Source organism: Streptomyces sp. NPDC043996 (assembly GCF_056435225.1).
In genome coordinates this window covers 173,684-199,640 of the sequence record NZ_JBWKEY010000001.1, presented here as the reverse complement: position 1 = coordinate 199,640, position 25,957 = coordinate 173,684, and the positions used below count along the sequence as shown (strand labels likewise).

Below are 25,957 nucleotides of genomic sequence, written 5' to 3'. Positions count from 1 at the left end.
TTACACATGCCGGTGTTCGTTCCGTTACGCCTGAAGGCGCGCCCTGGTGGCCTCCACCAGTCGGACGACGGACGTGTCGGCGACGTCCGCCACCTCGTCATAGGCGAACCAGCGCAGATCGAGGGACTCGTCGCTGATGGCCTCGACCGCGTCGGGCGGGGCGAGCGCGGCGTACTGCACGTCCAGGTGCTGGGTGCAGGGGCCCGGGATCGGGTGGCGGTCCAGGCGCACCGGGCCGCCCGGCAGCAGCGTCAGGCCCGGCACGCCGGACTCCTCGGTGGCCTCGCGCAGCGCGGCGGCCGTGAGCGTCGCGTCGCCCGGCTCGCAGTGGCCGCCCATCTGGAGCCACATCCGCAGCTTCTTGTGGAGCGTGAGCAGCACGCGCCCGCGCGGCGGGTCGACGACCAGGGCACTGGCGGTCAGGTGACCGTCCGTGCAGGCCTTCCACATGCCGTTCTCGGGGTGGGCGGCCAGGTGGTCCAGGTAGTACTGGCGCAGGTCCTGCTGGGGCTCGTAGGCCTTCAGGACGAGCACCGCGTCCTCGTGCAGGGTCACTTGCCGTCGGTGTCCTTGCCGTCCTTGCCGTCTTCGCCGCTGGCGGAGTCGCCCGGGCCGCCATCGGAGCCGTCGGCGGCATCCCGCTTCGTGAGGTCCGGCTTGCCGCTGGCCGCCTCGCCGAGCATCTTGTCCAGCTCGGAGAAGTCCAGCTGCTCGCGGTGCACGAAGCCGTCCGGGTCGTCCAGGTCGGAGGCCGTGGGGAGCATGTCCGGGTGTGCCCACAGGCCGTCGCGGCCGTCCACGCCGCGCGCGTCCGTGAGCGAGGCCCACAGGCGCGAGGCGTCACGCAGGCGGCGCGGGCGCAGCTGCAGGCCGATGAGCGTCGCGAACGTCTGCTCGGCGGGACCGCCGGTCGCGCGGCGGCGGCGCAGCGTCTCACGCAGCGCGTCGGCCGACGAGAGCCGGGGCTTGGCCGCCTCGTGCACCACCGCGTCCACCCAGCCCTCGACCAGCGCGAGCGCCGTCTCCAGACGGGCCAGGGCGGCCTTCTGCTCCGCGGTGTCCTCGGGCTGGAACATGCCCTGCTGGAGCGCTTCCTGTAGCTGCTCGGGGTTCTGCGGGTCGAACTGGCCGACCACGTCCTCCAGCTTGGTGGTGTCGACCGTGATGCCGCGGGCATAGCCCTCGACGGCGCCGAAGAGGTGCGAGCGCAGCCACGGCACGTGGGCGAAGAGCCGCTGGTGGGCGGCCTCGCGCAGGGCCAGATACAGCCGCACCTCCTCCATGGGGACGCTCAGGTCCTTGCCGAAGCCCGCCACGTTCACCGGCAGGAGGGCCGCGCGCCCGGCCGGGCCGAGCGGCAGGCCGATGTCCGTGGAGCCGACGACCTCGCCCGCGAGGACGCCGACGGCCTGGCCGATCTGCTGGCCGAACATCGCGCCGCCCATGGAGCGCATCATCCCGATCAGCGGGCCCGCCATGGCCTGCATCTCCTCGGGCAGCACGCCGCCCATGGCCGCGCCGACGCGCTCGGCGACCGGGTCGACAAGCTCCTTCCACGCCGGAAGGGTCGCCTCGACCCACTCGGCGCGGCTCCAGGCCACGGCCGTGCCGGAACCGGAGGGCAGCGAGGTGACGTCATCCAGCCAGAGATCAGCCAGGCGCACGGCCTCCTCGACGGCGGTGCGCTCGGCGGGGCCGACGCTCGCGTCCTTGCTGCCGTCCGCCGTCCCCTGGGCGACGGTCTGGCGGGCGATGTCCTTGGCCATGTCCCAGTTCACGGGCCCGCCCTCATAGGACAGCATCTGGCCGAGCTGCTGGAAGGCGGCGCCCAGGTCGGTGGGGTTCATCGACCCGAACATCGCGGCGAACGGGTTGTCCCCGCCGCCCGGCCCGCCCGCTCCGGGCAGGCCGAAACCGAACGGGTTCCCAGGGCCACCGGAACCCTGTCCCTCTCCGGGGGTGTCCTTCTTCTTGCCCTCGTCGCCGTTCTCCGGCTCCTCCGGCGGAAGGCCGAATCCGAATGGGGTGTCACTCACGGGATTCCTCGGCTCGTTAGGCCACCGGATCTGTCTCCGGCGGCGGCTGCCCGACAACACCACCCAGCGTAGACACCGCGACGGGATCGGGCCTCGGTGCTTCGCCGCCTCGGGGGCTGCGGCAGGATGGATGCCACCTGGTACGTACGCGTCATTCGCATACGTACTGAAGACAACCGCTGGAGACGCCCGGTGAGTTCCCCAGATCCACAGGTTCGCGCAGCGCGAAACCCATCAACCCCGGCCCCCGTGCGCGGGCCCGTCGTCGCCGTGACCGGCGCCGCGGCGGGCGTGGGTGCGCTGCTTACCGAGCGCCTGGCGGCGTCCGACGAGATCAAGCAGGTCGTGGCCATCGACGAGCGGCGCGGCGAGTGCGCGGCGGCCCAGTGGCACATCCTGGACGTCCGGGACCCGGCGATCGCCGAGAAGCTGCGCGGCGCGGACGTCGTCGTGCACCTGGCGCTCGACCTCGACCTGGAGACCGACGGGGCGGCCCGTACGGCGTACAACGTACGAGGTACGCAGACCGTGCTGACGGCGGCGGCCGCCGCCGGGGTGCACCGGGTCGTGCTGTGCACCTCGGCGATGGTCTACGGAGCGCTCGCCGACAACGAACTGCCCCTCTCCGAAGACGCCGAACTGCGGGCGACCGCGGAGGCCACCGGCGTCGGCGACCTGCTGGAGATCGAGCGCCTCGCCCGCCGCGCCCCCCGGGCGCACCCCGGCCTGAACGTCACCGTCGTGCGGCCCGCCGTGCTCGTGGGCGGCACCGACACCGCGCTGACCCGCTACTTCGAGTCGCCGCGCCTCCTCGTAGTGGCCGGGTCCCGGCCCACCTGGCAGTTCTGCCACGTGGACGACCTGTGCAGCGCCCTGGAGTACGCGGTCCTGGAGAAGGTCGACGGGGAGCTGGCCGTCGGGTGCGACGGCTGGCTGGAGCAGGAGGAGGTCGAGGAGCTCAGCGGGATCCGGCGCATGGAGCTGCCGTCCGCCGTCGCCCTCGGGGCGGCCGCGCGGCTGCACCGCATCGGGCTCACGCCGTCTCCGGCGGGTGACCTCGCGTACACGATGTACCCGTGGGTCGTGAGCGGCAGCAGGCTCCACGAGGCGGGGTGGCGGCCGCAGTGGACCAACGAGGAGGTCCTTGAGGAGCTCCTGGAGGAGGTCGCGGGGCGGCGTACGGTCGCGGGGCGGCGGCTGGGGCGCAAGGACGCGACGGCCGCGGGGGCGGCGGGGGCGACCGTGGCTCTGCTGGGCACGGCGGCGCTGGTGCGGCGGGCGCGGAAGGCACGGCGGCGGCTCTGAGGCCCGCCTGGCCTCGCCGGCGAGGCTATGCCCGGCCTCCCCGGTGGGCCTGTGGGGACTCCCGGCCTCCCGACGGGGCTTCTCTGGCCTCCTGGCGGGGCTCTGGGGCTCCGTGCCCCCCGGCGGGGGCTTCGGTGCCCCCAGCCCGTTGCTCGCCGTCGTGGGCTGTGCCCACCCTCCCCCAAGCTCTCGGCTTCGCTCGAGCAGGGGGTACCCCCCTCGCCCTCTGGGCGGACCAGCTGCCCACAGAGGGGAGCGGTGGCAGCCCCTGCGTCACGGGGCACGGCCTTGTAGGGAACTCCAGCCGTGACGCACGCGTGCCAGGAGAAAACGCTATTCCGTGTTGTCAGTGCCGTACGGCACCATGGCCGCATGGCACGTACTCCGATCGATCACCCCGGAGAGCGGGCGGCTGACGAGCCGATCCGGCTGCTCGCCGTCCGGGACACGCCGCTCTCGCTCGACGAGGTCTTCCAGGCCGTCACGGACGACTCCGCGGGCGGCACGGCGCTGTTCGTCGGGACGGTGCGCGACCACGACGGCGGCTCGGACGTGGACGCGCTCGCGTACTCCAGCCACCCCACCGCCCACGCGGAGCTGCGCCGCGTGGCGGAGAAAGTCGTCGCCGAGTTCCCCGTGCGGGCCCTGGCCGCCGTGCACCGCGTCGGTGACCTCGCCATCGGTGACCTCGCGGTCGTCGTGGCCGTCTCCTGCCCGCACCGGGCCGAGGCCTTCGCGGCCTGCCGCAAGCTGATCGACGACCTCAAGCACGAGGTGCCCATCTGGAAGCACCAGACGTTCTCCGACGGCCAGCAGGAGTGGGTCGGCGCCTAGGGCCCTAGAGCGGGGCTGGCGCCTCCCGGGGCGGGAGAGGCCCCCTGGGGCTCCGGTTGCGTAACCGCACCCCTGCCGTGAGCGTTGTCGAAGCGGATGGTTAATCTGCTGATCAGTCAGTTGTGGTTGCTCACGGGGTCGGGAGGTCGGCATGGCGTCACTCGCCTGGTTGCTGATTCCACTTCTGGCGGCGGTCGGTGCCGGTCTGTGGGCCGTCTTGGCCAACCGGAACCGCAAGAGCGGGAAGACCGGCGACAACAGCGAACTGCATGGTTACGCCGCGTTCCGCGAGGCGATGGAGAAGACCCACTCGGGCACGGACGCCGTCTGATCCGCGGTCCCCACGACACCGTGGGGACCGCCGAGCGGCCCGCCGCGGCCCCTGGCCGCCGTCCCATACGGACCGGCCCCACAGGTGGCCTCACAGGACCGTCCCGTACTGTCGTTCCATGCCACGCCGCACTGCGACGATGCTCGCCTCCACTCTGATGCTGATCGTGCTGCTCTGCGCGGGACTGCTCATCAAAGTGCCGTACTCGGAGATGTCTCCGGGGCCGACGGTGAACACGCTGGGCGACCACGACGGCGAGCCGGTGCTGCAGATCTCGGGCCGCAAGACGTACCCGACGAGCGGCCACCTCAACATGACGACCGTCCGGGTCACCAGCGCCGACTACAAGATGAACCTCGTCGAGGCGGTCTACGGCTGGCTCGCGCACGACAACATCGTCGTGCCGCACGAGACCCTGTACCCGGACGGCAAGACCGAGCAGGAGTCCACCCAGGAGAACGCCGAGGAATTCAGCCAGTCCCAGGAGAGCGCGAAGGTCGCCGCCCTGAAGGAACTGGACATCCCGGTGAAGACCCAGGTCGTCGTGGGCAGCGTCTTCAAGGACAGCCCGGCCGAGGGCAAGCTGCACGCCGGAGACGTGATCAAGAGCGTGGACGGCACGGCGGTGAAGCGGACCACCGACGTGGCGAAGCTCGTCACCAAGCACAAGCCCGGCGAGGCCGTCACCTTCGCCATCGTGCCGGTCAAGGAAGCGGCGGCCGCCGAGAAGGCGGGCAAGGCGCCCACCCGGACCGAGAACATCAAGATCACCACGGAGAAGGCGGACGACGACGGTCCTGCCCGCGCGATCGTCGGCATCCAGGCCGGGACCGACCACACCTTCCCGTTCACCATCGACATCAAGCTCGCCGACGTCGGCGGCCCGAGCGCGGGCCTGATGTTCGCCCTCGGCATCGTCGACAAACTCACCCCGGGCGACCTCACCGGCGGCAAGTTCGTCGCGGGCACCGGCACCATCGACGAGGACGGCAAGGTCGGGCCGATCGGCGGCATCGAGATGAAGACCGTCGGCGCGCGCGACAAGGGCGCCCAGTACTTCATGACCCCCAAGGACAACTGCGCGGCCGCCGCGAGCGACGTGCCGGACGGGCTCACGCTGGTCAAGGTGGACACCATCGACGACGCGGTGGCCTCCCTCAACAAGATCCGCAAGGGCGACACGGCGGACCTGCCGCGGTGCGGCGCCAAGGGCTGAGCCCGCGGACACGGCCGTGGCCGGGGCGGTCGACACCGCACCCGGCCACGGCCCGGACAAGTCGGGGAAGCGGTTACTCCGCGAAGGTCGCCGTCAGCGCGTCGGCGAGCCCCGGCACCAGGTCGGAGCCGGTCAGGACCTCCGTGGGGGAGTCCTTCTCGCGCAGGCGCACGGCCGAGTCGCGCGCGCCGTCGCGCAGCACCGCGACCGTCATGCGCACCTCCTGGCGCTTGGGGTGCTTGGCCACCCACGCGGCGAGCTGCTTCTCGCTCAGGTCCTGCGGAACGGACGCCTCCGCGGAGGGCGGCAGCATCAGGCGCTCCACCGTGAGGGCGCAGCCCGCGACGGAGTCGGGCCAGGCGATGGTGCCGAGGAACTCGTCGAGCGCGGCACCGGCGGGCAGTTCGTCCTGCTCGATGGGGGTGAGCGGCGCGGCGGAGCCGTCGTCGGGAAGGCCGAGGCGGTCGGCGAGGCCGGGCTCCTGGGAGCGCAGCCGTGCGGTGTCCACGAGGGCGAAGAGGCGGGCGGGCTGATCCCAGCCGAGGCTCGCGGCATACTCGTCGATCTCGAGCACGGCGCGGGTGAGGGGGCTCGCGGCCATCGGTGGGCCGGAGGGGGAAACATTGGGCATGCCCAATATCCTGCCTGGTTCAGACCCGGGAACGGGAACTGAGTAAAGCGTCGGTAAGTTGCATGAGTGGGCTCTACGATCGCGGGGCCTGTTTCAGCCAGCTACAGCTACAGCGAACTTCGAGGTGCGCACCTTGGCTTTCCAGATGCCGGACCGCGGCGGAGGCCCGACGGGGCCACGGATCAGAGTGGGCCGACCGTCCCGTCGCGTCCGGACCCTGCTCATGACGCTGGGCGTCCTGGCCGTGCTGGCCATGGCGTTCGTCATGTTCGCGGGGTTCTGGACGGACTGGCTCTGGTTCCGCTCGGTCGGCTACTCCTCCGTCTTCACGACGACCCTGTGGACCAAGATCGGCCTGTTCTTCGTCTTCGGCCTGCTCATGTCGGCCGCGGTCGGCGTGAACATCTGGCTGGCGCACCGGCTGCGCCCGCCGCTGAGTGCCATGTCGATGGAGCAGCAGAGCCTCGACCGGTACCGCATGGCGATCGCGCCGTACAAGAAGTGGATCCTCATCGGCATCACGGCCCTGGTCGGCCTGATCGCGGGAGCGTCCGCCGCGGGTCAGTGGCGCACCTGGCTGATGTGGGTCAACGGCGTCCCCTTCCACCAGAAGGACCCCCAGTTCCACCTGGACGTCTCCTTCTTCGCCTTCGACCTGCCGTGGTACCGCTTCCTGCTCGGCTTCGGCTTCGCGGCCACGGTGCTCGCGGTGATCGCCGCCGCCCTGACGCACTACCTGTACGGCGGGCTGCGGATCACCAGCCCCGGCGGCCGGGCGACGGCCGCGGCGACCGGGCACCTCTCGGTGCTCATCGGCATCTTCGTCGCCCTCAAGGCGGTCGCGTACTGGCTCGACCGGTACGGCCTCGCGGTGAAGTCCAGTGACTTCAAGGCCACCGACAGCTGGACGGGCCTCAGGTACGTCGACGCCAACGCCTATCTGCCGGCGAAGACGATCCTGTTCTGCATCGCCGTCATCTGCGCGCTGCTGTTCTTCGCCACCCTGTGGCGGCGCACCTGGCAGCTGCCGGTCATCGGCTTCGGCCTGATGGTGCTCTCGGCGATCCTGATCGGCGGCCTCTACCCGGCCATCGTCCAGAAGTTCCAGGTCCAGCCGAACGAGCAGGCGAAGGAAGCCCCGTACGTCGAGAAGAACCTGGAAGCCACGCGCAAGGCGTACGACATCGGCGGCACCGATGTGAAGAAGTACCCGGGCGTGAGCAGCACCAAGGACACCTCGAAGCTGCGGGGTGCCGCGACCGACGCCGCCAGCTTCCGCCTGCTCGACCCGAACATCGTCTCGCCGACGTTCCAGCAGCTCCAGCAGATGAAGGCCTACTACGGCTTCCCGTCGAACCTGGACGTCGACCGCTACAAGGACAAGGACGGCAAGGAGCAGGACACCGTCATCGGCCTGCGCGAGCTCGACCTCAAGGGCGTCCAGAAGAACAACTGGATCAACGACCACTTCCGCTACACCCACGGCTACGGCGTCGTCGCGGCCAAGGGCACGGAGGCCAAGGGGTCCGGCGAGCCGGTCTTCACCGAGTCCGACCTGCCGTCGAAGGGCAGCCTGCCGCCGTACGAGCAGCGCATCTACTACGGCGAGAAGACCACCCAGTACTCCATCGTCGGCGGTCCGCAGAAGGAGATCGACTACTCGGACGACAGCGGCGAGAAGACCACCAGCTACAAGGGCAAGAGCGGCGTCAACCTCTCCAACCCGATCAACAGGGCCGCGTACGCCGTGTCGTTCGGCGAGCCGCAGATGCTGTACTCAGGAGCGATCGGCGAGGGCTCGCGGATCCTGTACAACCGCACGCCCAAGGAGCGCGTCGAGGCGGTGGCCCCCTGGCTGACGATCGACGGCGACGCCTACCCGGCGGTGGTCGACGGCAAGATCCAGTGGATCGTGGACGCGTACACGACGACCAACGGCTATCCGTACGCCTCGCGCACCACGCTCGGCGACACCACGGCCGACTCCCTGACGGCGCGCAACAACCAGCGCCAGGTCGTCGCCCAGCAGAACCAGGTCAACTACATCCGCAACTCGGTGAAGGCGACCGTCGACGCGTACACCGGTGACGTCAAGTTGTACGAGTGGGACACCAAGGACCCCATTCTGAAGACGTGGCGCAAGGCCTTCCCGGGCACGGTCAAGGACAAGAGCGAGATCTCCTCCGCCCTGATGGACCACCTGCGCTACCCGCAGGACCTGTTCAAGGTGCAGCGCGAGCTCCTCACCCGCTACCACGTGAAGGACGCCGACACCTTCCTCAGCGGCAGTGAGGTGTGGGAGGTCCCGAGCGACCCGACGAACCAGACGTCCAGCGCGGTCCCGCCGTACTACCTGAGCATGAAGATGCCGGGTGCCAAACGGCAGGACTTCTCGCTGACGACGACGTTCGTGCCCAACCAGCGCAACAACCTCAGCGCCTTCATGGCGGTCAACGCGGACGCGCGATCGCCTGACTACGGCAAGATGCAGATCCTGAAGATGCCGACGGACAGAACGGTCGACGGACCGAAGCTGGTGCAGAGCCAGTTCAACTCCGACAAGGACATCGCGGAACAGATCAGGCTCCTCAAGGGCGGCGACTCGGAAGTCGACTACGGCAATCTGCTGACCGTGCCCCTGGACGGCGGGCTGCTGTACGTGGAACCGGTCTACGTCAAGGGCGGCGGGCTCAAATACCCGCTCCTGAAGCGGGTCCTGGTCACCTACGGAGACAAGATCGCCTTCGAGAGCACCCTGGAGAAGGCCCTCAACGTGGTCTTCGGTACCGAAGGGGCGACGCCGGTCGAGCCACCAGACAAACCGGATAGCGGCGAGAAGGACAAGCCCGACAAGCAGAAACCGCCGACGTCGGACAACCCCGCCCTCCAGAAGGCCATCGACGACGCCCAGAAGGCGATCGACGACGGCAAGGAAGCTCTCAAGAACGACGACTGGGAGGAGTACGGCAAGGCGCAGGAGAGGCTCCAGGAGGCACTCGAGCGCGCCGAGGACGCCCAGCCGAAGAAGAGCGACAAGGGCGGCGACGGGGGCGGTTAGAGGCCCCTCAGCAGGCCCGTAGCGCGCGACAGCGCGCGGAGGCCACCTCGCGCCGTGGTACTGTTGCACACACAACGGCGCGGGGTGGAGCAGCTCGGTAGCTCGCTGGGCTCATAACCCAGAGGTCGCAGGTTCAAATCCTGTCCCCGCTACTCTCGGTCGAAGGCCCGGATCCTCTAGCAGGATCCGGGCCTTCGTCGTGCCCGGCGCGCCCCTTTCCGCGCGGTGCCCTTGCCGGTGTCCCATGCCAGTGCTGTGGGGTTCGTGCGAAGAGTGGTCCGGGCGGGGGGAGTTGAGGGAAGCTGTGTTTCACTTATCTCTCTGTGGGCATGTCGACAAAACGCTGAAGTGACCTCACTGGCTGCGGTATACCAGGTGTACCCAGGTTGCGGGTGGTGCGACGATGGACGTTATGGGGGACAAGGCAACTCTGTTGGAGAATGGGCGTTTCGCGCCGTCGGCCGACCGGGATGACCCGGGGGCCGCCGCGGAGGAGATGCGGCACCGGCAGGCTGCCGAGGCCGGCGACGTGGACGCGATGAGCGTCCTGGGCAGCCTGCTGCTGCGACGCGGCGATCTCGACGGTGCCGAATCCTTGCTGCGCGCGGCCACCGCCGCCGGTGACCGCGCCGCGGCCAACAACCTGGGCGTCCTCCTGCACCAGCGCGGCTACGTGGACGAGGCCGCGGGCTGGTGGCGGATCGCCGCCGTCGCGGGCTCGGCCGCCGCCGCGCACGCGCTGGGCCGCCACCACCGCGAGCGCGGCGACGAGCCGGCCGCCGAGTACTGGTTGCGCCAGTCCGCCGAGCAGGGCCACACCCTCGGGGCGTACGCCCTCGCCGACCTCCTGGAGCACCGCGGCGACGTCGGCGCCGAGCGCTGGATGCGCGCCGCGGCCGAGCGCGGCCACCGCGAGGCCGCCTACCGCCTGGCGCGCGCCGTCGACCGGCGCGCCGAGCAGGACGGCACGGCCGAGACGGGCGCGCGCTCCCTGCGCGACGCGCGCGCCGATCGCGGGGCACGCGCGAACGGCGCACGCGCCGGTGACGCCCGTGCCGGTGACGCACGCGCCGACGACGGGCGCGCGCTCCTCGCCGAGGCCGAGCAGTGGTACCGCCAGGCGGCCGCGCGCGGACACCGGCGAGCGGCGCTGCACCTCGGCGCCATCCTGGAGAAGCGCGGCGACCTCAAGGAGGCCGGGCGCTGGTATCTGACCTCGGCCAAGGACGGCGAGGCCAAGGCCGCGTGCGCCCTCGCCTTCCTGCTGCGCGACGCCGGGGACACCGAGAGCGCCGCCGTGTGGTGGCTCAGGGCCGCCCAGGACGGCGACGGCAACGCCGCCAACGCCCTGGGCGCGTTGCACGCCGAGCGGGGCGAGACCCAGACCGCCGAGCGCTGGTACCGCGCGGCCCTGGACGCGGGCGACGTGAACGGCGCGTACAACCTCGGCCTGCTGTGCGCCGAGCAGAAGCGCACCGCGCAGGCCGACCAGTGGTACCGCCGCGCCGCCTACGCGGGCCACCGCGAGGCGGCCAACGCGCTCGCCGTGCTGCTGCTCCAGGGCGACGACGCGGCGGGCGCCGAGCCCTGGTTCTCCAAGGCCGCGGAGGCCGGAAGCGTGGACGCGGCGTTCAACCTCGGGATCCTGTACGCGAGCAGGGGCGACGAGGCGGCGGCGCTGCGCTGGTACGAGCGCGCCGCGGCGGCGGGCCACACCGACGCCGCGCTCCAGGTCGGCACGGCGCGCCTGCGCGAGGGCGACGAGCGGGAGGCCGAGCGGCACCTGCGGTGCGCGGCGGGCGGCGGCAGCGCCGAGGCGGCGTACCGGCTCGGCACCGTGCTCGACGCGCGCCGCCCGAACGCGGACGCGCCCGCGCTCGGCGAGCCCGTGGCCCGCAAGTCGGAGTGCGAGGAGTGGTACGAGCGCGCGGCCCAGCAGGGGCACCGCCGCGCCCAGGTGCGGGTCGGAATGCTCGCCGCCGGGCGGGGCGACGTGGTCGAGGCGGCGCGCTGGTACCGCCGCGCGGCGGAGGCCGGGAGCCGCAACGGCGCGTTCAACCTGGGCCTTCTGCTGGCCCGCGAGGGCAGCGAGCCGGAAGCGGCGCTGTGGTGGACGCGGGCCGCCGACGCCGGGCACGGGCGCGCGGCGCTGCGGCTCGCCCTGCTCTACGCCCGCCGGGGGCAGCTCGTGGAGGGCAAGCGGTGGGCCTCGCGGGCGGTGGAGCTCGGCCCGGCGGAGGTCGCCGAGCGGGCGGCCCGCCTTGGCGAGGCGCTGCGGCAGGAGCTCTCCGCATAGGGACGCGGCGGGGCCCGCGCGGGCCCCGAGCGGGCCCCGCGTGCGGGCCCTGGGCGCCTGTCTTTCCGTACGCGGAAGCGATTTGCGCTGGTCGTAGGCTTGGCGTACTGTTGGGTTCACCGACGCGGGGTGGAGCAGCTCGGTAGCTCGCTGGGCTCATAACCCAGAGGTCGCAGGTTCAAATCCTGTCCCCGCTACTGAAGGCCGAGGGCCCGGAACCAGTCACTGGTTCCGGGCCCTCGGTGTTTTCGCGTACGCCCGGAAAGCGTTCTCGCGCGCCTGCCAGCAGGCGGCGATGCACACACATGTAAGGCCCAGCACCCTATGGATGCTGGGCCTTACACATGACCGTCTAAGCGGCCGCCGCACACGAGGGGCAGACGCCTCGGTACGTGACCTCCACGTCCGAGATCGTGAAGCCGAAGCGCTCGGAGTCCGGGAGGCTCGCGAGCGGATTGCCCGTCGGATGGACGTCGCGGATGGCGCCGCAGCGGGCGCAGACCAGGTGCTGGTGCGGCCGGTGCGCGTTCGGGTCGTACCGCTTGGCCCTGCGGTCCGTGGTGACCTCGAGGATCTCGCCGAGGGAGACCAGCTCGCCCAGGGTGTTGTAGACGGTCGCCCGGGAGATCTCGGGAAGCTTCACGACGGCGCGGGCGTGCACCTCGTCAGCCGTCAGATGGACGTGGTCCCCGTCGAGGACCTCGGCCACGACGCGCCGCTGGGAGGTCATGCGCCAGCCGCGTCCGCGCAGGCGTTCCAACAGGTCACTCATACAGCCAGCCTAACAGCAGGGGGACCAGATCCCGAACGGGTGTGACTTTGGAAGCTCACTTGACTTAGACAATGTCTATCGTAGGATCGAGTACGGCGAACACCAAGGGACAGGACTTGCACGGAATGACGCAGGAGGCGCACGTGACGCAGGGACCCCTCACCACCGAGGCCGGCGCGCCGGTCGCCGACAACCAGAACAGCGAGACGGCGGGCGTCGGCGGTCCGGTGCTCCTCCAGGACCAGCACCTCCTGGAGAAGCTGGCGCACTTCAACCGCGAGCGCATCCCGGAGCGCGTCGTGCACGCGCGCGGCGCGGGCGCGTACGGCACGTTCACGGTGACGGCGGACGTCACGCCGTACACGCGAGCCGCGTTCCTCTCCGGGATCGGCAAGGAGACCGAGGTCTTCCTGCGCTTCTCCACGGTCGCGGGCAACCTGGGCGCGGCCGACGCGGTGCGCGACCCGCGCGGCTTCTCGCTGAAGTTCTACACCGAGGAGGGCAACTACGACCTCGTCGGCAACAACACCCCGATCTTCTTCATCAGGGACGCCATCAAGTTCCCCGACTTCATCCACACCCAGAAGCGCGATCCGTACACCGGCTCCCAGGAGGCGGACAACGTCTGGGACTTCTGGGGCCTGAGCCCGGAGACCACGCACCAGGTGACGTGGCTGTTCGGCGACCGCGGCATCCCGGCGTCGTACCGCCACATGGACGGCTTCGGCTCGCACACCTTCCAGTGGCAGAACGAGGCGGGCGAGGTCTTCTGGGTCAAGTACCACTTCAAGACCGACCAGGGCATCGAGAACCTCACCCAGGCCGAGGCCGACCGGCTCGCCGGTGCCGACCCCGACAGCCACCAGCGGGACCTGCGGCAGGCCATCGAGCGCGGCGAGTTCCCGACCTGGACGGTGCAGGTCCAGATCATGCCCGCGGCCGACGCGGCCGGGTACCGCTTCAACCCCTTCGACCTCACCAAGGTGTGGCCGCACGCGGACTACCCGCCGATCGAGATCGGCAAGCTGGAGCTCAACCGCAACCCGGAGAACGTCTTCGCCGAGGTCGAGCAGGCGATCTTCTCGCCCGCGCACTTCGTCCCCGGCATCGGCCCGTCCCCGGACAAGATGCTCCAGGGCCGCCTGTTCGCCTACGCCGACGCGCACCGCTACCGGGTCGGCATCAACGCCGACCACCTCCCGGTGAACCGTCCGCACGCCACCGAGGCCCGCACCTACGGCCGTGACGGCTTCATGTACGACGGCCGCCACAAGGGCGCCAAGAACTACGAGCCCAATTCCTTCGGGGGCCCGGCCCAGACGGACCGGCCGCTGTGGGGCGCGACGGCCGGGTTCGCCGGCGGCACCGGCACCCACGCGACGCCCTCGCACACCGAGGACGACGACTTCGTGCAGGCGGGCAACCTCTACCGGCTGATGTCGGAGGACGAGAAGGGCCGTCTCATCGAGAACCTCGCGGGAAACATCGCGGGCGTCTCGCGCGACGACATCGCCGAGCGGGCGATCGACAACTTCCGTCGTGCCGACGAAGACTTCGGCAAGCGCCTGGAGGCCGCTGTCCAGGCCCTGCGCGGCTAACACCCAGGCCCTTGCCGTAGGTGACGGGCCGGACCCCCTCGGGGGCCCGGCCCGTCCGCCGTGTTGACGCGGCCACGTACCGCCGTGTTCAGGCCACCGTCGTCGGGCGGCGGCTCGGTGCCCAGCAGCGGATGATGTCGCGCACGGAGACGATGCCCACCGGCTCGTCCCCGTCGAGGACGACCAGATGCCGGAACCCGCCGTGCGACATGGCGTCCGCGGCGTCCTCCAGGGTCCAGGACGGCGTCGCGAAGACGATGTCCGTCGTCGTGTGCGCGCCCGCGGTCTCGCGGTCGGGGTCCTGGCCGAGGCCGAGGGAGTTGAGGACGTCGCGCTCGGTCAGGATGCCGAGTCCGTAGGTGTCGGGGTCGAGGACGACGGCCGCGCCGACGCGGCGCGCCGACATCAGCCTGGCGGCCTGGCGCAGGGTGTGGGCGGGGCCGATGGTGAGGACCAACGTGCTCATGGCGTCGCGGACGAGCATGGGCGTGAGCCACCTCCTTGGCGATCCCTTTGTCCTTGGCATGCCTCCAGTAGGGAGCGGCATTGCCAAGAGAAAGGATTCACAAGTTCACAAGTGGGGGAACTCTCAGAGTCGCAGCGAAGCGGAACGCCAACAAGGGGGTGCGTGCGGTCAGTTCGGCGGGCGCGCGGCGAGCGGGCGCGCCCCGTTCGCGCGCCCGAAGGCGCGCTAGCGCTGGTTCAGATAGGCGAGCAGGTCGTCGTGGAGCAGGCCGTTCGACGCCGCCGCGTTGCCGCTGTGCGGGCCCGGCCTGCCGTCGAGGCCGGTGAAGCGGCCGCCCGCCTCCGTCACCACGATCGCCGTCGCCGCCATGTCCCACAGGGACAGCTCGGGCTCCGCGCACAGGTCGACCGAGCCCTCGGCGACCATCATGTACGGCCAGAAATCGCCGTAGCCACGGGTGCGCCAGACGGCGCGCGTGAGGTCGAGGAAGCCGTTCAGGCGCCCCTGCTCCTCCCAGCCGCTGAGCGAGGAGTACGCGAACGACGCGTCCTGGAGCCTGGACACCTTCGACGCCCGCAGCCGCGTCGCCGACGACAGGCTGCGGCCGGTGAACGCGCCGCTGCCCTTCGCCGCCCACCAGCGGCGGCCGATCGCGGGCGCGGAGACCACGCCGACCACCGGCTGATAGCCCCCCTCGCCCGCCTCCATGAGGGAGATGAGCGTGGCCCAGACCGGCACGCCCCGCACGTAGTTCTTGGTGCCGTCGATGGGGTCGATGACCCAGCGGCGCGGGCCCGTGCCCTCGATGCCGTACTCCTCGCCGAGGATGGCGTCGCGCGGGCGGGCGCGCTGGAGCTGGCCGCGGATCAGTTCCTCGGCGGCCTTGTCGGCCTCGCTGACCGGCGTCATGTCCGGCTTGGTCTCGACCTTCAGGTCGAGGGCCTTGAACCGGGCCATGGTCGCGGCGTCGGCGGCGTCCGCGAGGACATGGGCGAGACGCAGATCATCGTGGTAGTCGGGCATGGATGAACAGTATCGATCCCGTTTCGCGCGAGCCACAGCGCGTATCGGGCGCCGCCCGCCGGAACCCTTGACAGTGCTGTCGGGCACGTCAACTCTGACGAGCAGAACCGCAAGGGCCGCTCGGCCCGGGGCAGCGGGAGGCGACCATGCCTGCAGCGCGGGAATCTCTGCTCGACGCGGCGTACACCGCACTGGCCCGCAGGCCGTGGGCGGGCGTGCGGATGGTCGACGTGGCGGCGGTCGCCGGGGTCTCCCGGCAGACCCTGTACAACGAGTTCGGCAGCAAGGACGGTCTGGCGCGGGCCCTGCTGCGGCGTGAGACGGACGCCTATCTGCGGGGCGTGGAGCGGGCGCTGGCCCAGGCCCGCGACCCCGTGGACCGGCTCGCCGCGGTGAGCGCCTGGACCATCGGCGCCGCGCGGGAGAACGTCCTGGTGCGGGCGGTGCTCACCGGCTTCTGGAGCGAGCGCCTGCCCGCGCCGAGCCGGGCGGCGGTGTCCAGTTCGCCGGTGCCCGCGCAGCGCCGCGCGGACGCCGGCGTTCCGGCCCCGGCCGAACTGCTCGCCCAGGTCCGCGACCGGGCCATGGCCGCCCTGGTCGAGCGGGGCCGCCCCTCGCAGACGGAGGACCTGGCGCGGGCCTGCGAGAGCGCGGTGCGGGTGGCACTGTCGTTCGTCGTGGCGCCCGCGGCGCGTGACGAGGACTCGGTCCAGCTGGTACGGCGGGTGGTCGCGGGCGCGGTCGGCCGGTGACGGGGCGGGGCTCCGGGTTCCGGGTGCTCAGCGGGCCGCCGGGCAGAGGGCCGCGTGCCTTAGCGTGCCTCAGTGACCTCAGTGACCTCAGTGGGCCTCAGTGCGCCGAGCCCGACAGCTGGAGGCCGATGACGCCGACGATCACCAGCGAGATCGAGACGATCTTGAGCGTGGAGACCAGGTCACCGAGGAAGATCATGCCGTAGATGGCCGTGCCCGCGGCGCCGATGCCCGTCCACACCGCGTACGCCGGACCCACGTCCAGCTTCTTCAGGGCCAGCGTGAGCAGGCCGAAGCTGCCGAGGGCGAAGCAGGCGAAGGCGATGGTGGGCCAGACCCGGGTGAAGCCGTGCGACAGCTTCAGGCAGACCGCGAAGCCCGTCTCGAGGATTCCGGCGACGATGACCAGCAGCCACGCCATGGTTGTGCCTCCCGCGTCCGTACGACCCGTACGTTCCGTGACTGCTTCGCCAAAGCTTGGAACAATCTTGGTGCGATTATGCACTTACCTGCGGGCCCCAGGCGTAAACAACGCGAAGATCGGGTCACCCTCGCGGGAGACGGCACGCGATCGGAGGCCAGGGCCCGCGGGCACGGGTGCCAGGCCGCGCGGGGACGGACCCGCGCCGCGGGAACCGGAGGCGGCTCAGTCGCCGTCGCGGCGCTCCCGCGTGGCCAGGAGCCTGCGCAGTGAGTAGAGGCGGGCGGGGTCGGCGTGCCCCTCGGCGACCCAGGCGTCCAGGGCGCAGTCCGGCTCGTCGTGGCTGCACGCGCGCGGGCAGTTCTCCGTGCCGGGCTCCAGGTCGGGGAAGGCGTGGATGACGCGCGAGGGGTCGACGTGGTGCAGGCCGAAGGAGCGCACGCCCGGGGTGTCGACCACCCAGCCGTCGCCGCCGCCCAGCGGCAGCGCGAGGGCGGAGGTGGTGGTGTGGCGGCCGCGCCCGGTCACCGCGTTCACATGTCCCGTCGTGCGCCGCAGGTCGTCGGGGACGAGCGCGTTCACGAGGGTGGTCTTGCCGACGCCGGAGTGGCCGACGAACGCCGTGACCTTGCCGTCGAGTTCGGCGCGCACGCGCTGCACGGCGGTGCCGCTCTCCAGCTCCTCGCGGCTGGTGACGACGTAGGGGATGTCCAGGTCGCCGTACAGCTCCAGGAGCTTGTCCGGCGGGGCCAGGTCGGACTTGGTGAGGACGAGCAGCGGGGAGAGCCCGCCGTCGTACGCCGCGACCAGGCACCGGTCGATCATGCGGGGGCGCGGCTCGGGGTCGGCGAGGGCGGTGACGATCGCGAGCTGGTCGGCGTTGGCGACGACCACGCGCTCGTAGGGATCGTCGTCGTCGGCGGTGCGGCGGAGCACCGAGGTGCGCTCCTCGATGCGGACGATCCGGGCGAGGGTGTCCTTCTTGCCGGACAGATCGCCGACGATGCCGACGTGGTCACCGACCACGGCGGCCTTGCGGCCCAGTTCGCGGGCCTTCATCGCGATGACGGCGCGGCCGTCGACGAGGCAGGTGAGGCGGCCCCGGTCGACGGTGAGGACCATGCCGTCGGCGGCGTCCTCGTGCTTGGGGCGGATGCGGGTGCGCGGGCGGTTGCCCTTGCGGTTGGGGCGGACGCGGATGTCGTCCTCGTCCGGGTTCTTGCCGTAGCGGCGCATGATCGTGATCGCCCGTCAGTTCCCGAGCATCCCGGACCACAGCTCGGGGAAGTCGGGCAGCGTCTTCGCCGTCGTCGCCACGTTCTCGATCTGTACGCCCGGCACGGCGAGGCCGATGATCGCGCCCGCGGTGGCCATGCGGTGGTCGTCGTAGGTGTGGAAGACGCCGCCGTGCAGCTTGCGCGGGCGGATGTGCAGGCCGTCGGCGGTCTCGGTGACGTCACCGCCCAGCTCGTTGATCTCCTTGGTGAGCGCGGCCAGGCGGTCCGTCTCGTGCAGGCGCAAGTGGGCGACGCCGCGCAGGGTGGAGGGGGAGTCGGCGAGGGCGGCGACGGCCGCGATGCCCGGGGTCAGCTCGCCGACCTCGCTGAGGTCGGCGTCGATGCCGCGGACCGAGCCTGAGCCGGTGAAGGTGAGGCCCGCTTCGGTCAGTTCGCAGGAGCCGCCCATCTCGGTGAACAGCTGGCGCAGCGCGTCGCCGGGCTGGGTGGTGCGCGTGGGCCAGTCCGGGATCGTCACGCGGCCCCCGGTGACCAGGGCCGCGGCCAGGAACGGCTGGGCGTTGGACAGGTCGGGCTCGACCGTCAGGTCGCGGCCGAGCAGCGCGCCGGGGGTGACCCGCCACACGTTCGGCTCGCCGCCCGCCTCCGGGGTGTCCACCTGCGCGCCCGCCGAGCGCAGCATGTCGACCGTCATGCGGATGTGCGGCATGGAGGGCAGGGCGCCGCCCACGTGCCGCACCTCCACGCCCTGGTTGAAGCGGGGGCCCGAGAGCAGCAGGGCGCTCACGAACTGGGACGAGGACGAGGCGTCGATCGAGACCTGGCCGCCGTCCAGGGCGCCGCCGCCGTGCACGGTCAGGGGCAGCGCGCCGCGCCCGTCATCGTCGATGCGGGCGCCCAGGGAGCGCAGCGCGTCGATCACGCCGTGCAGGGGGCGCTCGTAGGAACGGGCGTCGCCGTCGAAGCGGATGGCGCCGTCGGCGAGCGTGGCGACCGGCGGCAGGAAGCGCATCACGGTGCCCGCGTTGCCCACGTCGACCGTGGCCGGGCCGTGCAGGCCCGAGGGGATGACGCGCCAGGCCTCGCCGGAGCCGTCGGGGCCGCCCGCCCCGGCGGAGCTGGAGGACGAGGACACCGTCTCCTCGATGCCGACGCCCATGGCGCGCAGGGCCGCGGCCATCAGGAGCGTGTCCCGCGAACGCAGGGGGCGGCGCAGCCAGCCGGGCTCGGCGGCGAGGGCGGCCAGGACGAGGGCGCGGTTGGTGACCGACTTGGAGCCCGGCACGTGGACCGTCGCGGCGACGGCTCCGCTCGCGTGCGGGGCGGGCCAGAGGGCGGTGTGCGTCGGGTTCACGGTCATGTCCTTCACTTTAGTGGTTGGCGACGACCGCAGATCTTGATCAAAAGTGGTGAAATCCAGGCGAACCAGAGAAGTGGTAGGGAGCACGGCGCTACGGACGGGTGTCGGCGGGGTGGCCCGAAGATGTCGGGCGGGCCCCGCCCGCCCCCTCACGTGGTGAGCAGCCAGCGGCCTCCGCCTATCAGCGAGCACAGCGACACGGCGTGGAAGAGGAACAGCCACATTCCGGCCGGAACGTGGGTCAGGCGCGACAGCTGGTCAGCGTCCGAGTCCCCGGCGCCGCCGTGCCGCCGCTTCGCCTGGAGTTCGAAGGCGGGCCGCACGCCGCCGAGGAGCAGGAACCACACCACGGCGTACGCGAAGGCCGCCTGTACGTCGGTGCTGGCCAGCCAGGAGACGACCAGGAACGCGCCGCCCGCCACGACCATGGTGAGCGCCCCGTAGGCGTTGCGGATCATCACCAGCATCGCCGCGAGCAGGGCCGTGGCGAGCCACAGGAAGGCCGTGATGTGCCCCTGGGAGAGCAGCGCCGCGCCGCCGAGGCCGAGCAGTGGGGGCGCGGTGTAGCCCGCGGCGGCGGTCAGGATCATGCCGAGCCCGGTGGGCTTGCCGCGGCTGACGGTGAGGCCGCTGGTGTCGGAGTGCAGCCGGATGCCGTCGAGGCGGCGGCCGGTCAGCAGGGCCACCAGGCCGTGGCCGCCCTCGTGGGCGATGGTGATGGCGTTGCGGGCCAGGCGCCACACCCCGTGCGGGACGACGGCGGCCAGGGCCACGACACCGGCGGCGATCACCAGCCACCGGTCGGGCGCGGACTGCGTGCCGACGACGCGGTCCCACAGGTCGCTCAGGCTGGCGGAAGCGATGGTGTGCATTGCTCGGTTGGCTCCCTGTCGTCGGCCACGGCGTGGCAGTGTGGCACGTATGTGCGGACGGTATGCATCGAGTCGTAGGCCCGAGGATCTCGCAGGAGTCTTTGAGATCGAGAAGTGGGAGCCGGAAGAGGCGCTGGAGGCGGACTACAACGTCGCTCCCACGAAAGAGGTCTACGCCGTCCTCGACCGCCCCCTTAAGGACGCCGAGGACAAACGTCCGGTTCGTCAGCTGCGCAAGCTGAAGTGGGGACTCGTGCCGTCCTGGGCGAAGACGCCGGAGGGCGGCGCGCGGATGATCAACGCGCGCGCCGAGACGGTGCACGAGAAGCCCTCCTACCGCCGCGCCTTCGCCGCCCGCCGCTGTGTCCTGCCCGCCGACGGCTATTACGAGTGGGTGACCGCCGCCGCCGAGCGCGACCTGGAGGTCGAGGGCAAGAAGAAGCGGCCCCGCAAGCAGCCCTACTTCGTGCTGCCCGCCGACGGCTCGGTGTTCGCGATGGCGGGCCTGTACGAGTTCTGGCGGGACCGCACGCTGCCCGACGAGCACCCGCTGGCCTGGTGGGTGACGTGCTCGGTGATCACCACGGAGGCGGAGACCACGCCGCTGGCCGCCGCCCCAGAGGAAGGCCCCCAGTCGCTCGCGGACATCCACCCGCGGATGCCGCTGATGCTCACCCCCGACCGCTGGGACGCCTGGCTGGACCCGGCGCGCACCGACGTGGAGGACCTGCGCACGCTCCTGGAGCCGCCGCCCGCCGGGCTCCTTCGCGCGTACCCGGTGTCGACGGCCGTCAGCAACGTCCGCAACAACGGCCCGGAGCTCCTGAAGGAGCTGGAGGGCCCCGAAGAGGGCACACTCTTCTGACGTGACGCACAGTGAGACGCACAGCGAGAGCCGCGGCGAGACCCACAGCGAGCTCGTCGAGACCGACGCCGGCGCCGCCCGGATCACCTGGCACCCGGCGAAGAAGGCGCGCTTCGTGCTCGCCGTCAGCCACGGGGCGGGCGGCGGCATCGAGGCCAGGGACCTCGCGGCCATCGCCGCCGCCCTGCCCGCGCACGGCGTGACCGTCGCCCTGGTGGAGCAGCCCTGGCGGGTCGCGGGGAAGAAGGTGGCGCCCGCGCCGAAGACGCTCGACACCGGCTGGCGCGGCGTGTGGCCCGCCCTCGCGAAGCCAGGACCGCCCGTGATCGCGGGCGGCCGCAGCGCCGGGGCCCGCGTCGCCTGCCGCACGGCCACCGAGCTCGGCGCGGCCGCCGTGCTCGCGCTGAGCTTCCCGCTGCACCCGCCGGGCAGGCCGGAGAAGTCCCGCGCTGACGAACTGCTCGGCGCCGGGGTGCCCACCCTCGTCGTCCAGGGCGGCAACGACCCCTTCGGCAAGCCCGCCGAGTTCCCCGAGGGCGGCTCGTACGACCTCGTCGAGATCCCCTTCGGCGACCACTCCTTCGCCGTGCCCAAGCGGGCAGGCATCGGCCAGGAGGAGGCAGTGAGCCGGATCACGGACGCCGTCGCCGCGTGGGCGGGCCCGTCGGGAATGTTGAGGGTGTGACGACTGTTCTCGCGTACGGAACGCAAACAGGGTTCGTACGAGAGGGAGACCGCCGCATGGGAACGACCATCTGCCCGGACCGCTCCAACGCCTCTGACCTGGAGTGGAGCGTGCTGAGCGCACCCAAGGCGGCCTCTATTCGAGCGGCGCGCAAAGCGGGTCGTCGTCTATCCTCCGAAACCAGTGGGACCGCTTACGGCCCCGCCACGTCGTTGGAGGAGGTGGGTCCGGTCACTGGGACCGACGCAGGGACTGAGCACGGTCACTCCGAGCAGCCGGAGCGTCCCGAGGAGACGGCCGCGGAGCGCACGGCCCGCTTCGAGCGGGACGCGCTGATGTTCCTCGACCAGATGTACTCGGCGGCGCTGCGCATGACGCGCAATCCCGCGGACGCGGAGGACCTGGTGCAGGAGACCTACGCGAAGGCGTACGCGTCGTTCCACCAGTTCCGCGAGGGCACCAACCTCAAGGCCTGGCTGTACCGCATCCTCACGAACACGTTCATCAACTCGTACCGCAAGAAGCAGCGCGAGCCCCAGCGCAGCGCCGCCGAGGAGATCGAGGACTGGCAGCTGGCGCGCGCCGAGTCGCACATGTCCACCGGACTGCGCTCGGCCGAGTCCCAGGCCCTCGACCACCTGCCGGACTCCGACGTGAAGAACGCGCTGCAGGCGATTCCCGAGGAATTCCGCATCGCCGTCTATCTCGCGGACGTAGAGGGCTTTGCGTACAAGGAGATCGCGGACATCATGGGTACACCCATCGGTACGGTGATGTCCCGTCTTCACCGCGGCCGCCGCCAACTCCGCGGCATGCTCGAGGACTACGCGCGCGACCGCGGCCTGGTCCCGGCCGGTGCCGGAGAGTCGAACGAAGCGAAAGGCTCGGGCTCATGAGCTGCGGAGAGCCGCACGAGACTGACTGCAGTGAGGTCCTGGACCATCTCTATGAGTTCCTCGACCACGAGATGCCGGACAGCGACTGCACCAAGTTCGAGACGCACTTCGAGGAGTGCTCTCCCTGCCTGGAGAAGTACGGCCTCGAGCAGGCGGTGAAGAAGCTGGTCAAGCGCTGCTGCGGGCAGGACGACGTGCCCGCGGACCTGCGCGCGAAGGTGATGGGGCGGATCGACCTGATCCGCTCGGGCCAGGCCGTGCCGGACCAGGACGTGGACCTGGCCCCTGGTTCCTGAGCGGTGCGGTGCCGGGTCTCGCGCCCGGCCGCCCCGGGGCCGCGTCGGCCGCCCCGACCGCCGGGCACGTGCCGCTGGAGAAGGCCGTTCACACATTAGTTGAACGTTTCTCTTTCTTTCTTCCCCCCTTTCTCACTCGAAGGTGCTAATTAGCGGCCGCGAGCGCTGGGGTCCCGCGCCCCCGTTCTAATCTCCCGACCTGGATCGGGAGGAGATGGCTTATGCGGTCGGTGCCGGTGTGGGCCCGCGGCTACGTCCTGTGCGCCGCGCTCGGTGGCGCCGTCTGCGCCCTGCCCGCGGCCGGACCCCGCACCCCCTGGACGGTCCTCGCGCCGCTCGCGCTCCTGTACGCGTGCGGGGAGCGCGTCGTCGACCGGTTCGGGCCCGCCGCGCCCGCCTTCTACCCCGTGCTGCTCGCCGGGGTGTTCCTGCTGCCGCCCGCCGCGGCGGCGCTCGTCGCCGTCCCCGGCGCCCTCCTCGCCCGAGTCGAACGGCGCCCCCGGTGGCTGCGCCGGACCTGGCGCGCGTCCCAACTCGCCCTCGCCGCCTGGGCGTCGGGGCAGGCGTACGCCGCGCTCGGCGGGCCCGCGGCGGCGTCGGCGCCGCCCGACTTTCCCTACGTGCTGCTGCCTGCCGGGGCCGCCGTGCTCTGCTTCGCCCTGGCGCTCGCCGCCCTCGACGGCGGCATCCTGGCGACGGCGGAGCGGGTGCCGCCGCGGCGGGCCTGGCGCGCGGCGCCGCCGCTCGCGCCCGTCGCCGTGCACGGGCTCGCCGGGCTGATGATGGCCGTCCTGTGGAACAGCAGGTACGGCCCGCTGGCCGCGCTCCTGGTGCTCCTTCCGATGGGCGTCTCCTGCTGGGTGTTCGCCCAGTACCACCGCGAGCGCTCCGCCCACCAGGCCACGATCCGCGCGCTGGTGCAGGCCGTCGACATCAAGGACCGCTACACCCGCGGCCACAGCGAGCGGGTCGGCCGCGCGTCGGTCCTGATCGGGCGCGAACTCGGCATGGACGACGAGCGCGTGGAGGTGCTCCGCTTCGCCGGAATCCTGCACGACGTGGGCAAACTCGGCGTCCCCACCCGGCTGTTGCGCAAGGAGGGACCGCTGACCCCGCAGGAGCGGCGCGTGATCGAGCTGCACCCCGAGTACGGGCACGAGATGGTGCGGGGCATCGGCTTCCTCGGGGAGGCGCGGGCGGCCATCCTGCACCACCACGAACGGATCGACGGAAGCGGTTACCCCTACGGTCTCGCGGGTTCCCAGATCCCGGAGTGCGCGCGGGTGGTGGCCGTCGCCGACGCCTTCGACGCCATGACGTCCACCCGCTCCTACCGGCAGGGCCGCCCCGTCGAGGCCGCGGTGGCCGAGCTGGAGCGCTGTGCCGGGGCGCAGTTCGACCCCGCCATGGTCGCCGCCCTGGCCCGCGCGCTCGACCGCTGCGGCTGGGCCACCGAGAGCATGGCCACGACCGCGGCCGAGGGCGGGGGAGCCGGGGGAAACGTCACGGCTGAGGACATGGGGTGCGGGTGGGACGGCTGGGGCGGCCGGGACGTGGCCGGGGCCCCGGGCGGTGGCGCGGGCGGTGGCGCAGGCGGTGGTGCGGGTGCGCGGGCCGCCGGGGCGTCCGTGGCGCGCGGGCCGGCCGGGTGGTGACCGCGCCCGGCGGCGGCCGGCGCGCGGCCGCCGCGGCCGCGGGCATCCGGTGCGCCGCCCTGCTGATCGCCGCCGTCGCCCTCGCCGCGACCCTGTGGCACGGCGTGCGCGAGCCCTCGCTGGCCCTCGCCTTCGGGGTGCTCATAGCCGTCGGGGAGCTGGCCAGGTGGGGCGGCGGGGGTGAGCGGGAACCGGCTCCGCTGGGGGCCGCGGGCGCCCTCGCGTACGCCCTGCTCGGCGAGAGCGGCGGCCGGGCGACGCACCACGGCGTCCTCCAGGTGGTCGCCGTCGTGGTCGCGGCGGGGCTCGTCGCCGCCGTGCCCTACGTCGCGGTCGGCCGGGGGCCCGCGCCCGACCGCATGGCCCGCCGGGTCCTCACGGTCACGTTCGCCGCGGTGTGCTTCCAGCCGCTGTACCACTCCGGGGCGCCGTCGGGGCGTACGGGACACGGGGCCCGGTACGCGGCGGCCGTGGTGGCGCTGCTCGCGCTCACCGCGCTGTGCGACGCCGTCCTCGCCGCCGCCCTCGCGCACGCCCGCACCGGGTGGCCGTTCGGGCCGCTGCTGCGGGACGAGCTGCGGCGGGTGCCCGGCATCGGCTCCGCCGTGTGCGCGACCGGCGCCGTGATGGCGCTCGCCGTGGCCGTGGCGGGGCTGTGGGCGCTGCCCGTGTTCAGCTGCCCGCTGCTGCTCACCCAGCTGGCCGTGCGGCGCTACGCCGCCGTGCGCGCCACCTACCGGCAGACCATCGCGTCGCTCGCCCGCGCCACCGAGATCGCCGGGTACACCCCCGCGGGCCACGCCCGCCGCGTCGCCGACCTCAGCCGCGCCATGGGCCGCGAGCTCGGGCTCGGCGGGGCCGACCTCACGGTCCTGGAGTACGCGGCGCTGATGCACGACATCGGGCAGCTCTCCCTCGTCGACCCCGTGCCCGCGGGCGCCACGGCGGCGCTGCCCGAGGCCGAGCAGCGCCGCATCGCCCTGCTCGGCGGCGCGGTCGTCCGCCAGACCGGGGTGGCCGCCGCGGTCGCCGTCGTCGTGGAACGCCAGGCCGATCCGTACCGCGAGCAGCCGCTCACCGCCCGTATCGTCCGCACCGCGAACGCGTACGACGAGATGGCGCGGGAACACGGACCCCAGGGGCCACTGGCCGCCCTGGCACGACTGCGGCTGGCGACCGGCCGCGAGTACCAGCCGGAGGTGGTGGAGGCCCTGGCCCGAGCCTTGACGGGTACAAGCCCGTCCGGCGTTTGAGGACGAGCCGCGAAGCGGCAATAAGGCGGGGTAGGGGGCCGCGGCCCCCTACACGATCGGGGGGCTGGGGGGCGGCGCCCCCCAGTTCGGGAAGGGGC

At 72.0% G+C, this 25,957-nt stretch carries 24 protein-coding genes and 2 tRNA genes; 16 read left to right on the top strand and 10 right to left on the bottom strand.

Annotation, left to right across the window (positions count from 1 at the left end; genetic code table 11):
* Positions 1-24 precede the first annotated feature (24 nt).
* Together AC07A4_RS00945 and AC07A4_RS00940 are read right to left on the bottom strand one after the other, a co-directional pair.
* On the bottom strand, positions 25-555 hold the full coding sequence (locus AC07A4_RS00945) for an NUDIX hydrolase (RefSeq protein ID WP_478591156.1): 531 nt from the start codon (positions 553-555) through the stop codon (positions 25-27).
* Entirely contained in the window at positions 552-2,036 is a 1,485-nt protein-coding gene (locus AC07A4_RS00940) for a zinc-dependent metalloprotease (protein ID WP_478591153.1), read from the bottom strand. Before AC07A4_RS00940 ends, AC07A4_RS00945 begins: the two co-directional genes overlap by 4 nt.
* A gap of 192 nt (positions 2,037-2,228) precedes the next feature.
* Between AC07A4_RS00940 and AC07A4_RS00935 the strand changes: the two genes are divergently transcribed.
* From AC07A4_RS00935 to AC07A4_RS00920, 4 genes are all read left to right on the top strand, one after another.
* Positions 2,229-3,341, top strand: a complete 1,113-nt coding sequence (locus AC07A4_RS00935) for an SDR family oxidoreductase (protein ID WP_478591150.1) — start codon at positions 2,229-2,231, stop codon at positions 3,339-3,341.
* Between the two features lie 372 nt (positions 3,342-3,713).
* Positions 3,714-4,175 carry a molybdenum cofactor biosynthesis protein MoaE gene (locus tag AC07A4_RS00930; RefSeq protein WP_478591148.1) on the top strand — a complete coding sequence of 154 codons (462 nt, stop codon included), beginning with the start codon at positions 3,714-3,716 and terminating at the stop codon, positions 4,173-4,175.
* Positions 4,176-4,326: 151 nt separating this feature from the next.
* Positions 4,327-4,506 (top strand): hypothetical protein, encoded by a 180-nt coding sequence (locus AC07A4_RS00925; RefSeq protein WP_478591146.1) that lies wholly within the window; start codon positions 4,327-4,329, stop codon positions 4,504-4,506.
* A gap of 118 nt (positions 4,507-4,624) precedes the next feature.
* Entirely contained in the window at positions 4,625-5,722 is a 1,098-nt protein-coding gene (locus AC07A4_RS00920; RefSeq protein ID WP_478591143.1) for a YlbL family protein, read from the top strand.
* Positions 5,723-5,795: 73 nt separating this feature from the next.
* On the opposite strand, the gene AC07A4_RS00915 is transcribed toward AC07A4_RS00920, so the two are convergent.
* The gene (locus AC07A4_RS00915) at positions 5,796-6,353 is read right to left on the bottom strand and encodes a PPA1309 family protein (RefSeq protein ID WP_478591140.1); all 558 of its coding nucleotides are present in this window, start codon (positions 6,351-6,353) and stop codon (positions 5,796-5,798) included.
* A gap of 145 nt (positions 6,354-6,498) precedes the next feature.
* Between AC07A4_RS00915 and AC07A4_RS00910 the strand changes: the two genes are divergently transcribed.
* The 4 genes from AC07A4_RS00910 (at position 6,499) to AC07A4_RS00895 (ending at position 11,904) form a co-directional block, all read left to right on the top strand.
* Positions 6,499-9,411: a UPF0182 family membrane protein gene (locus tag AC07A4_RS00910; protein ID WP_478592821.1), complete on the top strand. Its 2,913-nt coding sequence runs from the start codon at positions 6,499-6,501 to the stop codon at positions 9,409-9,411.
* A gap of 78 nt (positions 9,412-9,489) precedes the next feature.
* Positions 9,490-9,563 (top strand) — tRNA-Met (locus AC07A4_RS00905).
* Positions 9,564-9,814: 251 nt separating this feature from the next.
* Entirely contained in the window at positions 9,815-11,707 is a 1,893-nt protein-coding gene (locus AC07A4_RS00900) for a sel1 repeat family protein (RefSeq protein ID WP_478591138.1), read from the top strand.
* 123 nt (positions 11,708-11,830) lie between these two features.
* Positions 11,831-11,904: transfer RNA gene (locus tag AC07A4_RS00895), tRNA-Met, on the top strand.
* A gap of 155 nt (positions 11,905-12,059) precedes the next feature.
* Here AC07A4_RS00895 and AC07A4_RS00890 read toward each other — a convergent pair.
* Entirely contained in the window at positions 12,060-12,479 is a 420-nt protein-coding gene (locus AC07A4_RS00890) for a Fur family transcriptional regulator (protein WP_478591135.1), read from the bottom strand.
* A 125-nt stretch (positions 12,480-12,604) separates the two neighbouring features.
* Between AC07A4_RS00890 and AC07A4_RS00885 the strand changes: the two genes are divergently transcribed.
* On the top strand, positions 12,605-14,077 hold the full coding sequence (locus AC07A4_RS00885; protein ID WP_478592819.1) for a catalase: 1,473 nt from the start codon (positions 12,605-12,607) through the stop codon (positions 14,075-14,077).
* Positions 14,078-14,165: 88 nt separating this feature from the next.
* On the opposite strand, the gene AC07A4_RS00880 is transcribed toward AC07A4_RS00885, so the two are convergent.
* The gene (locus AC07A4_RS00880; protein ID WP_478591132.1) at positions 14,166-14,561 is read right to left on the bottom strand and encodes a CBS domain-containing protein; all 396 of its coding nucleotides are present in this window, start codon (positions 14,559-14,561) and stop codon (positions 14,166-14,168) included.
* A gap of 207 nt (positions 14,562-14,768) precedes the next feature.
* Positions 14,769-15,566: a histidinol-phosphatase gene (gene hisN / locus AC07A4_RS00875; protein WP_478591129.1), complete on the bottom strand. Its 798-nt coding sequence runs from the start codon at positions 15,564-15,566 to the stop codon at positions 14,769-14,771.
* Between the two features lie 146 nt (positions 15,567-15,712).
* On the opposite strand from hisN, the gene AC07A4_RS00870 reads away from it, so the two are divergent.
* On the top strand, positions 15,713-16,318 hold the full coding sequence (locus AC07A4_RS00870; RefSeq protein ID WP_478591126.1) for a TetR/AcrR family transcriptional regulator: 606 nt from the start codon (positions 15,713-15,715) through the stop codon (positions 16,316-16,318).
* Positions 16,319-16,415: 97 nt separating this feature from the next.
* On the opposite strand, the gene AC07A4_RS00865 is transcribed toward AC07A4_RS00870, so the two are convergent.
* The 4 genes from AC07A4_RS00865 to AC07A4_RS00850 form a co-directional block, all read right to left on the bottom strand.
* Positions 16,416-16,739, bottom strand: a complete 324-nt coding sequence (locus AC07A4_RS00865; protein WP_391884446.1) for a DMT family transporter — start codon at positions 16,737-16,739, stop codon at positions 16,416-16,418.
* A 225-nt stretch (positions 16,740-16,964) separates the two neighbouring features.
* The gene (rsgA, locus tag AC07A4_RS00860; RefSeq protein WP_478591123.1) at positions 16,965-17,975 is read right to left on the bottom strand and encodes a ribosome small subunit-dependent GTPase A; all 1,011 of its coding nucleotides are present in this window, start codon (positions 17,973-17,975) and stop codon (positions 16,965-16,967) included.
* Positions 17,976-17,990: 15 nt separating this feature from the next.
* Entirely contained in the window at positions 17,991-19,337 is a 1,347-nt protein-coding gene (gene aroA, locus AC07A4_RS00855; protein WP_478591120.1) for a 3-phosphoshikimate 1-carboxyvinyltransferase, read from the bottom strand.
* Between the two features lie 149 nt (positions 19,338-19,486).
* A complete protein-coding gene (locus AC07A4_RS00850) occupies positions 19,487-20,209 on the bottom strand; it encodes a M50 family metallopeptidase (protein ID WP_478591117.1) in 723 nt (240 codons plus the stop codon).
* A 49-nt stretch (positions 20,210-20,258) separates the two neighbouring features.
* Here AC07A4_RS00850 and AC07A4_RS00845 point away from each other — a divergent pair, with 49 nt between their 5' ends.
* From AC07A4_RS00845 to AC07A4_RS00820, 6 genes are all read left to right on the top strand, one after another.
* The gene (locus AC07A4_RS00845) at positions 20,259-21,074 is read left to right on the top strand and encodes an SOS response-associated peptidase (protein WP_478591115.1); all 816 of its coding nucleotides are present in this window, start codon (positions 20,259-20,261) and stop codon (positions 21,072-21,074) included.
* A 1-nt stretch (position 21,075) separates the two neighbouring features.
* Positions 21,076-21,759: an alpha/beta hydrolase family protein gene (locus AC07A4_RS00840; protein WP_478591112.1), complete on the top strand. Its 684-nt coding sequence runs from the start codon at positions 21,076-21,078 to the stop codon at positions 21,757-21,759.
* Between the two features lie 221 nt (positions 21,760-21,980).
* Complete coding sequence (gene sigR / locus AC07A4_RS00835) at positions 21,981-22,655, top strand: RNA polymerase sigma factor SigR (protein WP_478591110.1); 675 nt, start codon at positions 21,981-21,983, stop codon at positions 22,653-22,655.
* Positions 22,652-22,951 carry a mycothiol system anti-sigma-R factor gene (gene rsrA / locus AC07A4_RS00830; RefSeq protein ID WP_478591108.1) on the top strand — a complete coding sequence of 100 codons (300 nt, stop codon included), beginning with the start codon at positions 22,652-22,654 and terminating at the stop codon, positions 22,949-22,951. The genes sigR and rsrA overlap by 4 nt, the downstream gene beginning before the upstream one ends.
* A gap of 221 nt (positions 22,952-23,172) precedes the next feature.
* Positions 23,173-24,606 carry an HD-GYP domain-containing protein gene (locus AC07A4_RS00825; protein WP_478591106.1) on the top strand — a complete coding sequence of 478 codons (1,434 nt, stop codon included), beginning with the start codon at positions 23,173-23,175 and terminating at the stop codon, positions 24,604-24,606.
* Complete coding sequence (locus AC07A4_RS00820) at positions 24,603-25,859, top strand: HD-GYP domain-containing protein (RefSeq protein ID WP_478592817.1); 1,257 nt, start codon at positions 24,603-24,605, stop codon at positions 25,857-25,859. The genes AC07A4_RS00825 and AC07A4_RS00820 overlap by 4 nt, the downstream gene beginning before the upstream one ends.
* Positions 25,860-25,957 lie beyond the last annotated feature (98 nt).

What these genes read in the sequence shown, in the direction of transcription:
- AC07A4_RS00930 (WP_478591148.1), top strand. Translation starts at nt 3,714, where the DNA reads ATGGCACGTACTCCGATCGATCACCCCGGAGAGCGGGCGGCTGACGAG.
- AC07A4_RS00925 (WP_478591146.1), top strand. Translation starts at nt 4,327, where the DNA reads ATGGCGTCACTCGCCTGGTTGCTGATTCCACTTCTGGCGGCGGTCGGT.
- AC07A4_RS00920 (WP_478591143.1), top strand. Translation starts at nt 4,625, where the DNA reads ATGCCACGCCGCACTGCGACGATGCTCGCCTCCACTCTGATGCTGATC.
- AC07A4_RS00915 (WP_478591140.1), bottom strand. Translation starts at nt 6,353, where the DNA reads ATGCCCAATGTTTCCCCCTCCGGCCCACCGATGGCCGCGAGCCCCCTC.
- AC07A4_RS00910 (WP_478592821.1), top strand. Translation starts at nt 6,499, where the DNA reads ATGCCGGACCGCGGCGGAGGCCCGACGGGGCCACGGATCAGAGTGGGC.
- AC07A4_RS00900 (WP_478591138.1), top strand. Translation starts at nt 9,815, where the DNA reads ATGGACGTTATGGGGGACAAGGCAACTCTGTTGGAGAATGGGCGTTTC.
- AC07A4_RS00890 (WP_478591135.1), bottom strand. Translation starts at nt 12,479, where the DNA reads ATGAGTGACCTGTTGGAACGCCTGCGCGGACGCGGCTGGCGCATGACC.
- AC07A4_RS00885 (WP_478592819.1), top strand. Translation starts at nt 12,605, where the DNA reads ATGACGCAGGAGGCGCACGTGACGCAGGGACCCCTCACCACCGAGGCC.
- AC07A4_RS00880 (WP_478591132.1), bottom strand. Translation starts at nt 14,561, where the DNA reads ATGCTCGTCCGCGACGCCATGAGCACGTTGGTCCTCACCATCGGCCCC.
- hisN (WP_478591129.1), bottom strand. Translation starts at nt 15,566, where the DNA reads ATGCCCGACTACCACGATGATCTGCGTCTCGCCCATGTCCTCGCGGAC.
- AC07A4_RS00870 (WP_478591126.1), top strand. Translation starts at nt 15,713, where the DNA reads ATGCCTGCAGCGCGGGAATCTCTGCTCGACGCGGCGTACACCGCACTG.
- AC07A4_RS00865 (WP_391884446.1), bottom strand. Translation starts at nt 16,739, where the DNA reads ATGGCGTGGCTGCTGGTCATCGTCGCCGGAATCCTCGAGACGGGCTTC.
- rsgA (WP_478591123.1), bottom strand. Translation starts at nt 17,975, where the DNA reads ATGCGCCGCTACGGCAAGAACCCGGACGAGGACGACATCCGCGTCCGC.
- aroA (WP_478591120.1), bottom strand. Translation starts at nt 19,337, where the DNA reads ATGACCGTGAACCCGACGCACACCGCCCTCTGGCCCGCCCCGCACGCG.
- AC07A4_RS00850 (WP_478591117.1), bottom strand. Translation starts at nt 20,209, where the DNA reads ATGCACACCATCGCTTCCGCCAGCCTGAGCGACCTGTGGGACCGCGTC.
- AC07A4_RS00845 (WP_478591115.1), top strand. Translation starts at nt 20,259, where the DNA reads ATGTGCGGACGGTATGCATCGAGTCGTAGGCCCGAGGATCTCGCAGGA.
- rsrA (WP_478591108.1), top strand. Translation starts at nt 22,652, where the DNA reads ATGAGCTGCGGAGAGCCGCACGAGACTGACTGCAGTGAGGTCCTGGAC.
- AC07A4_RS00825 (WP_478591106.1), top strand. Translation starts at nt 23,173, where the DNA reads ATGCGGTCGGTGCCGGTGTGGGCCCGCGGCTACGTCCTGTGCGCCGCG.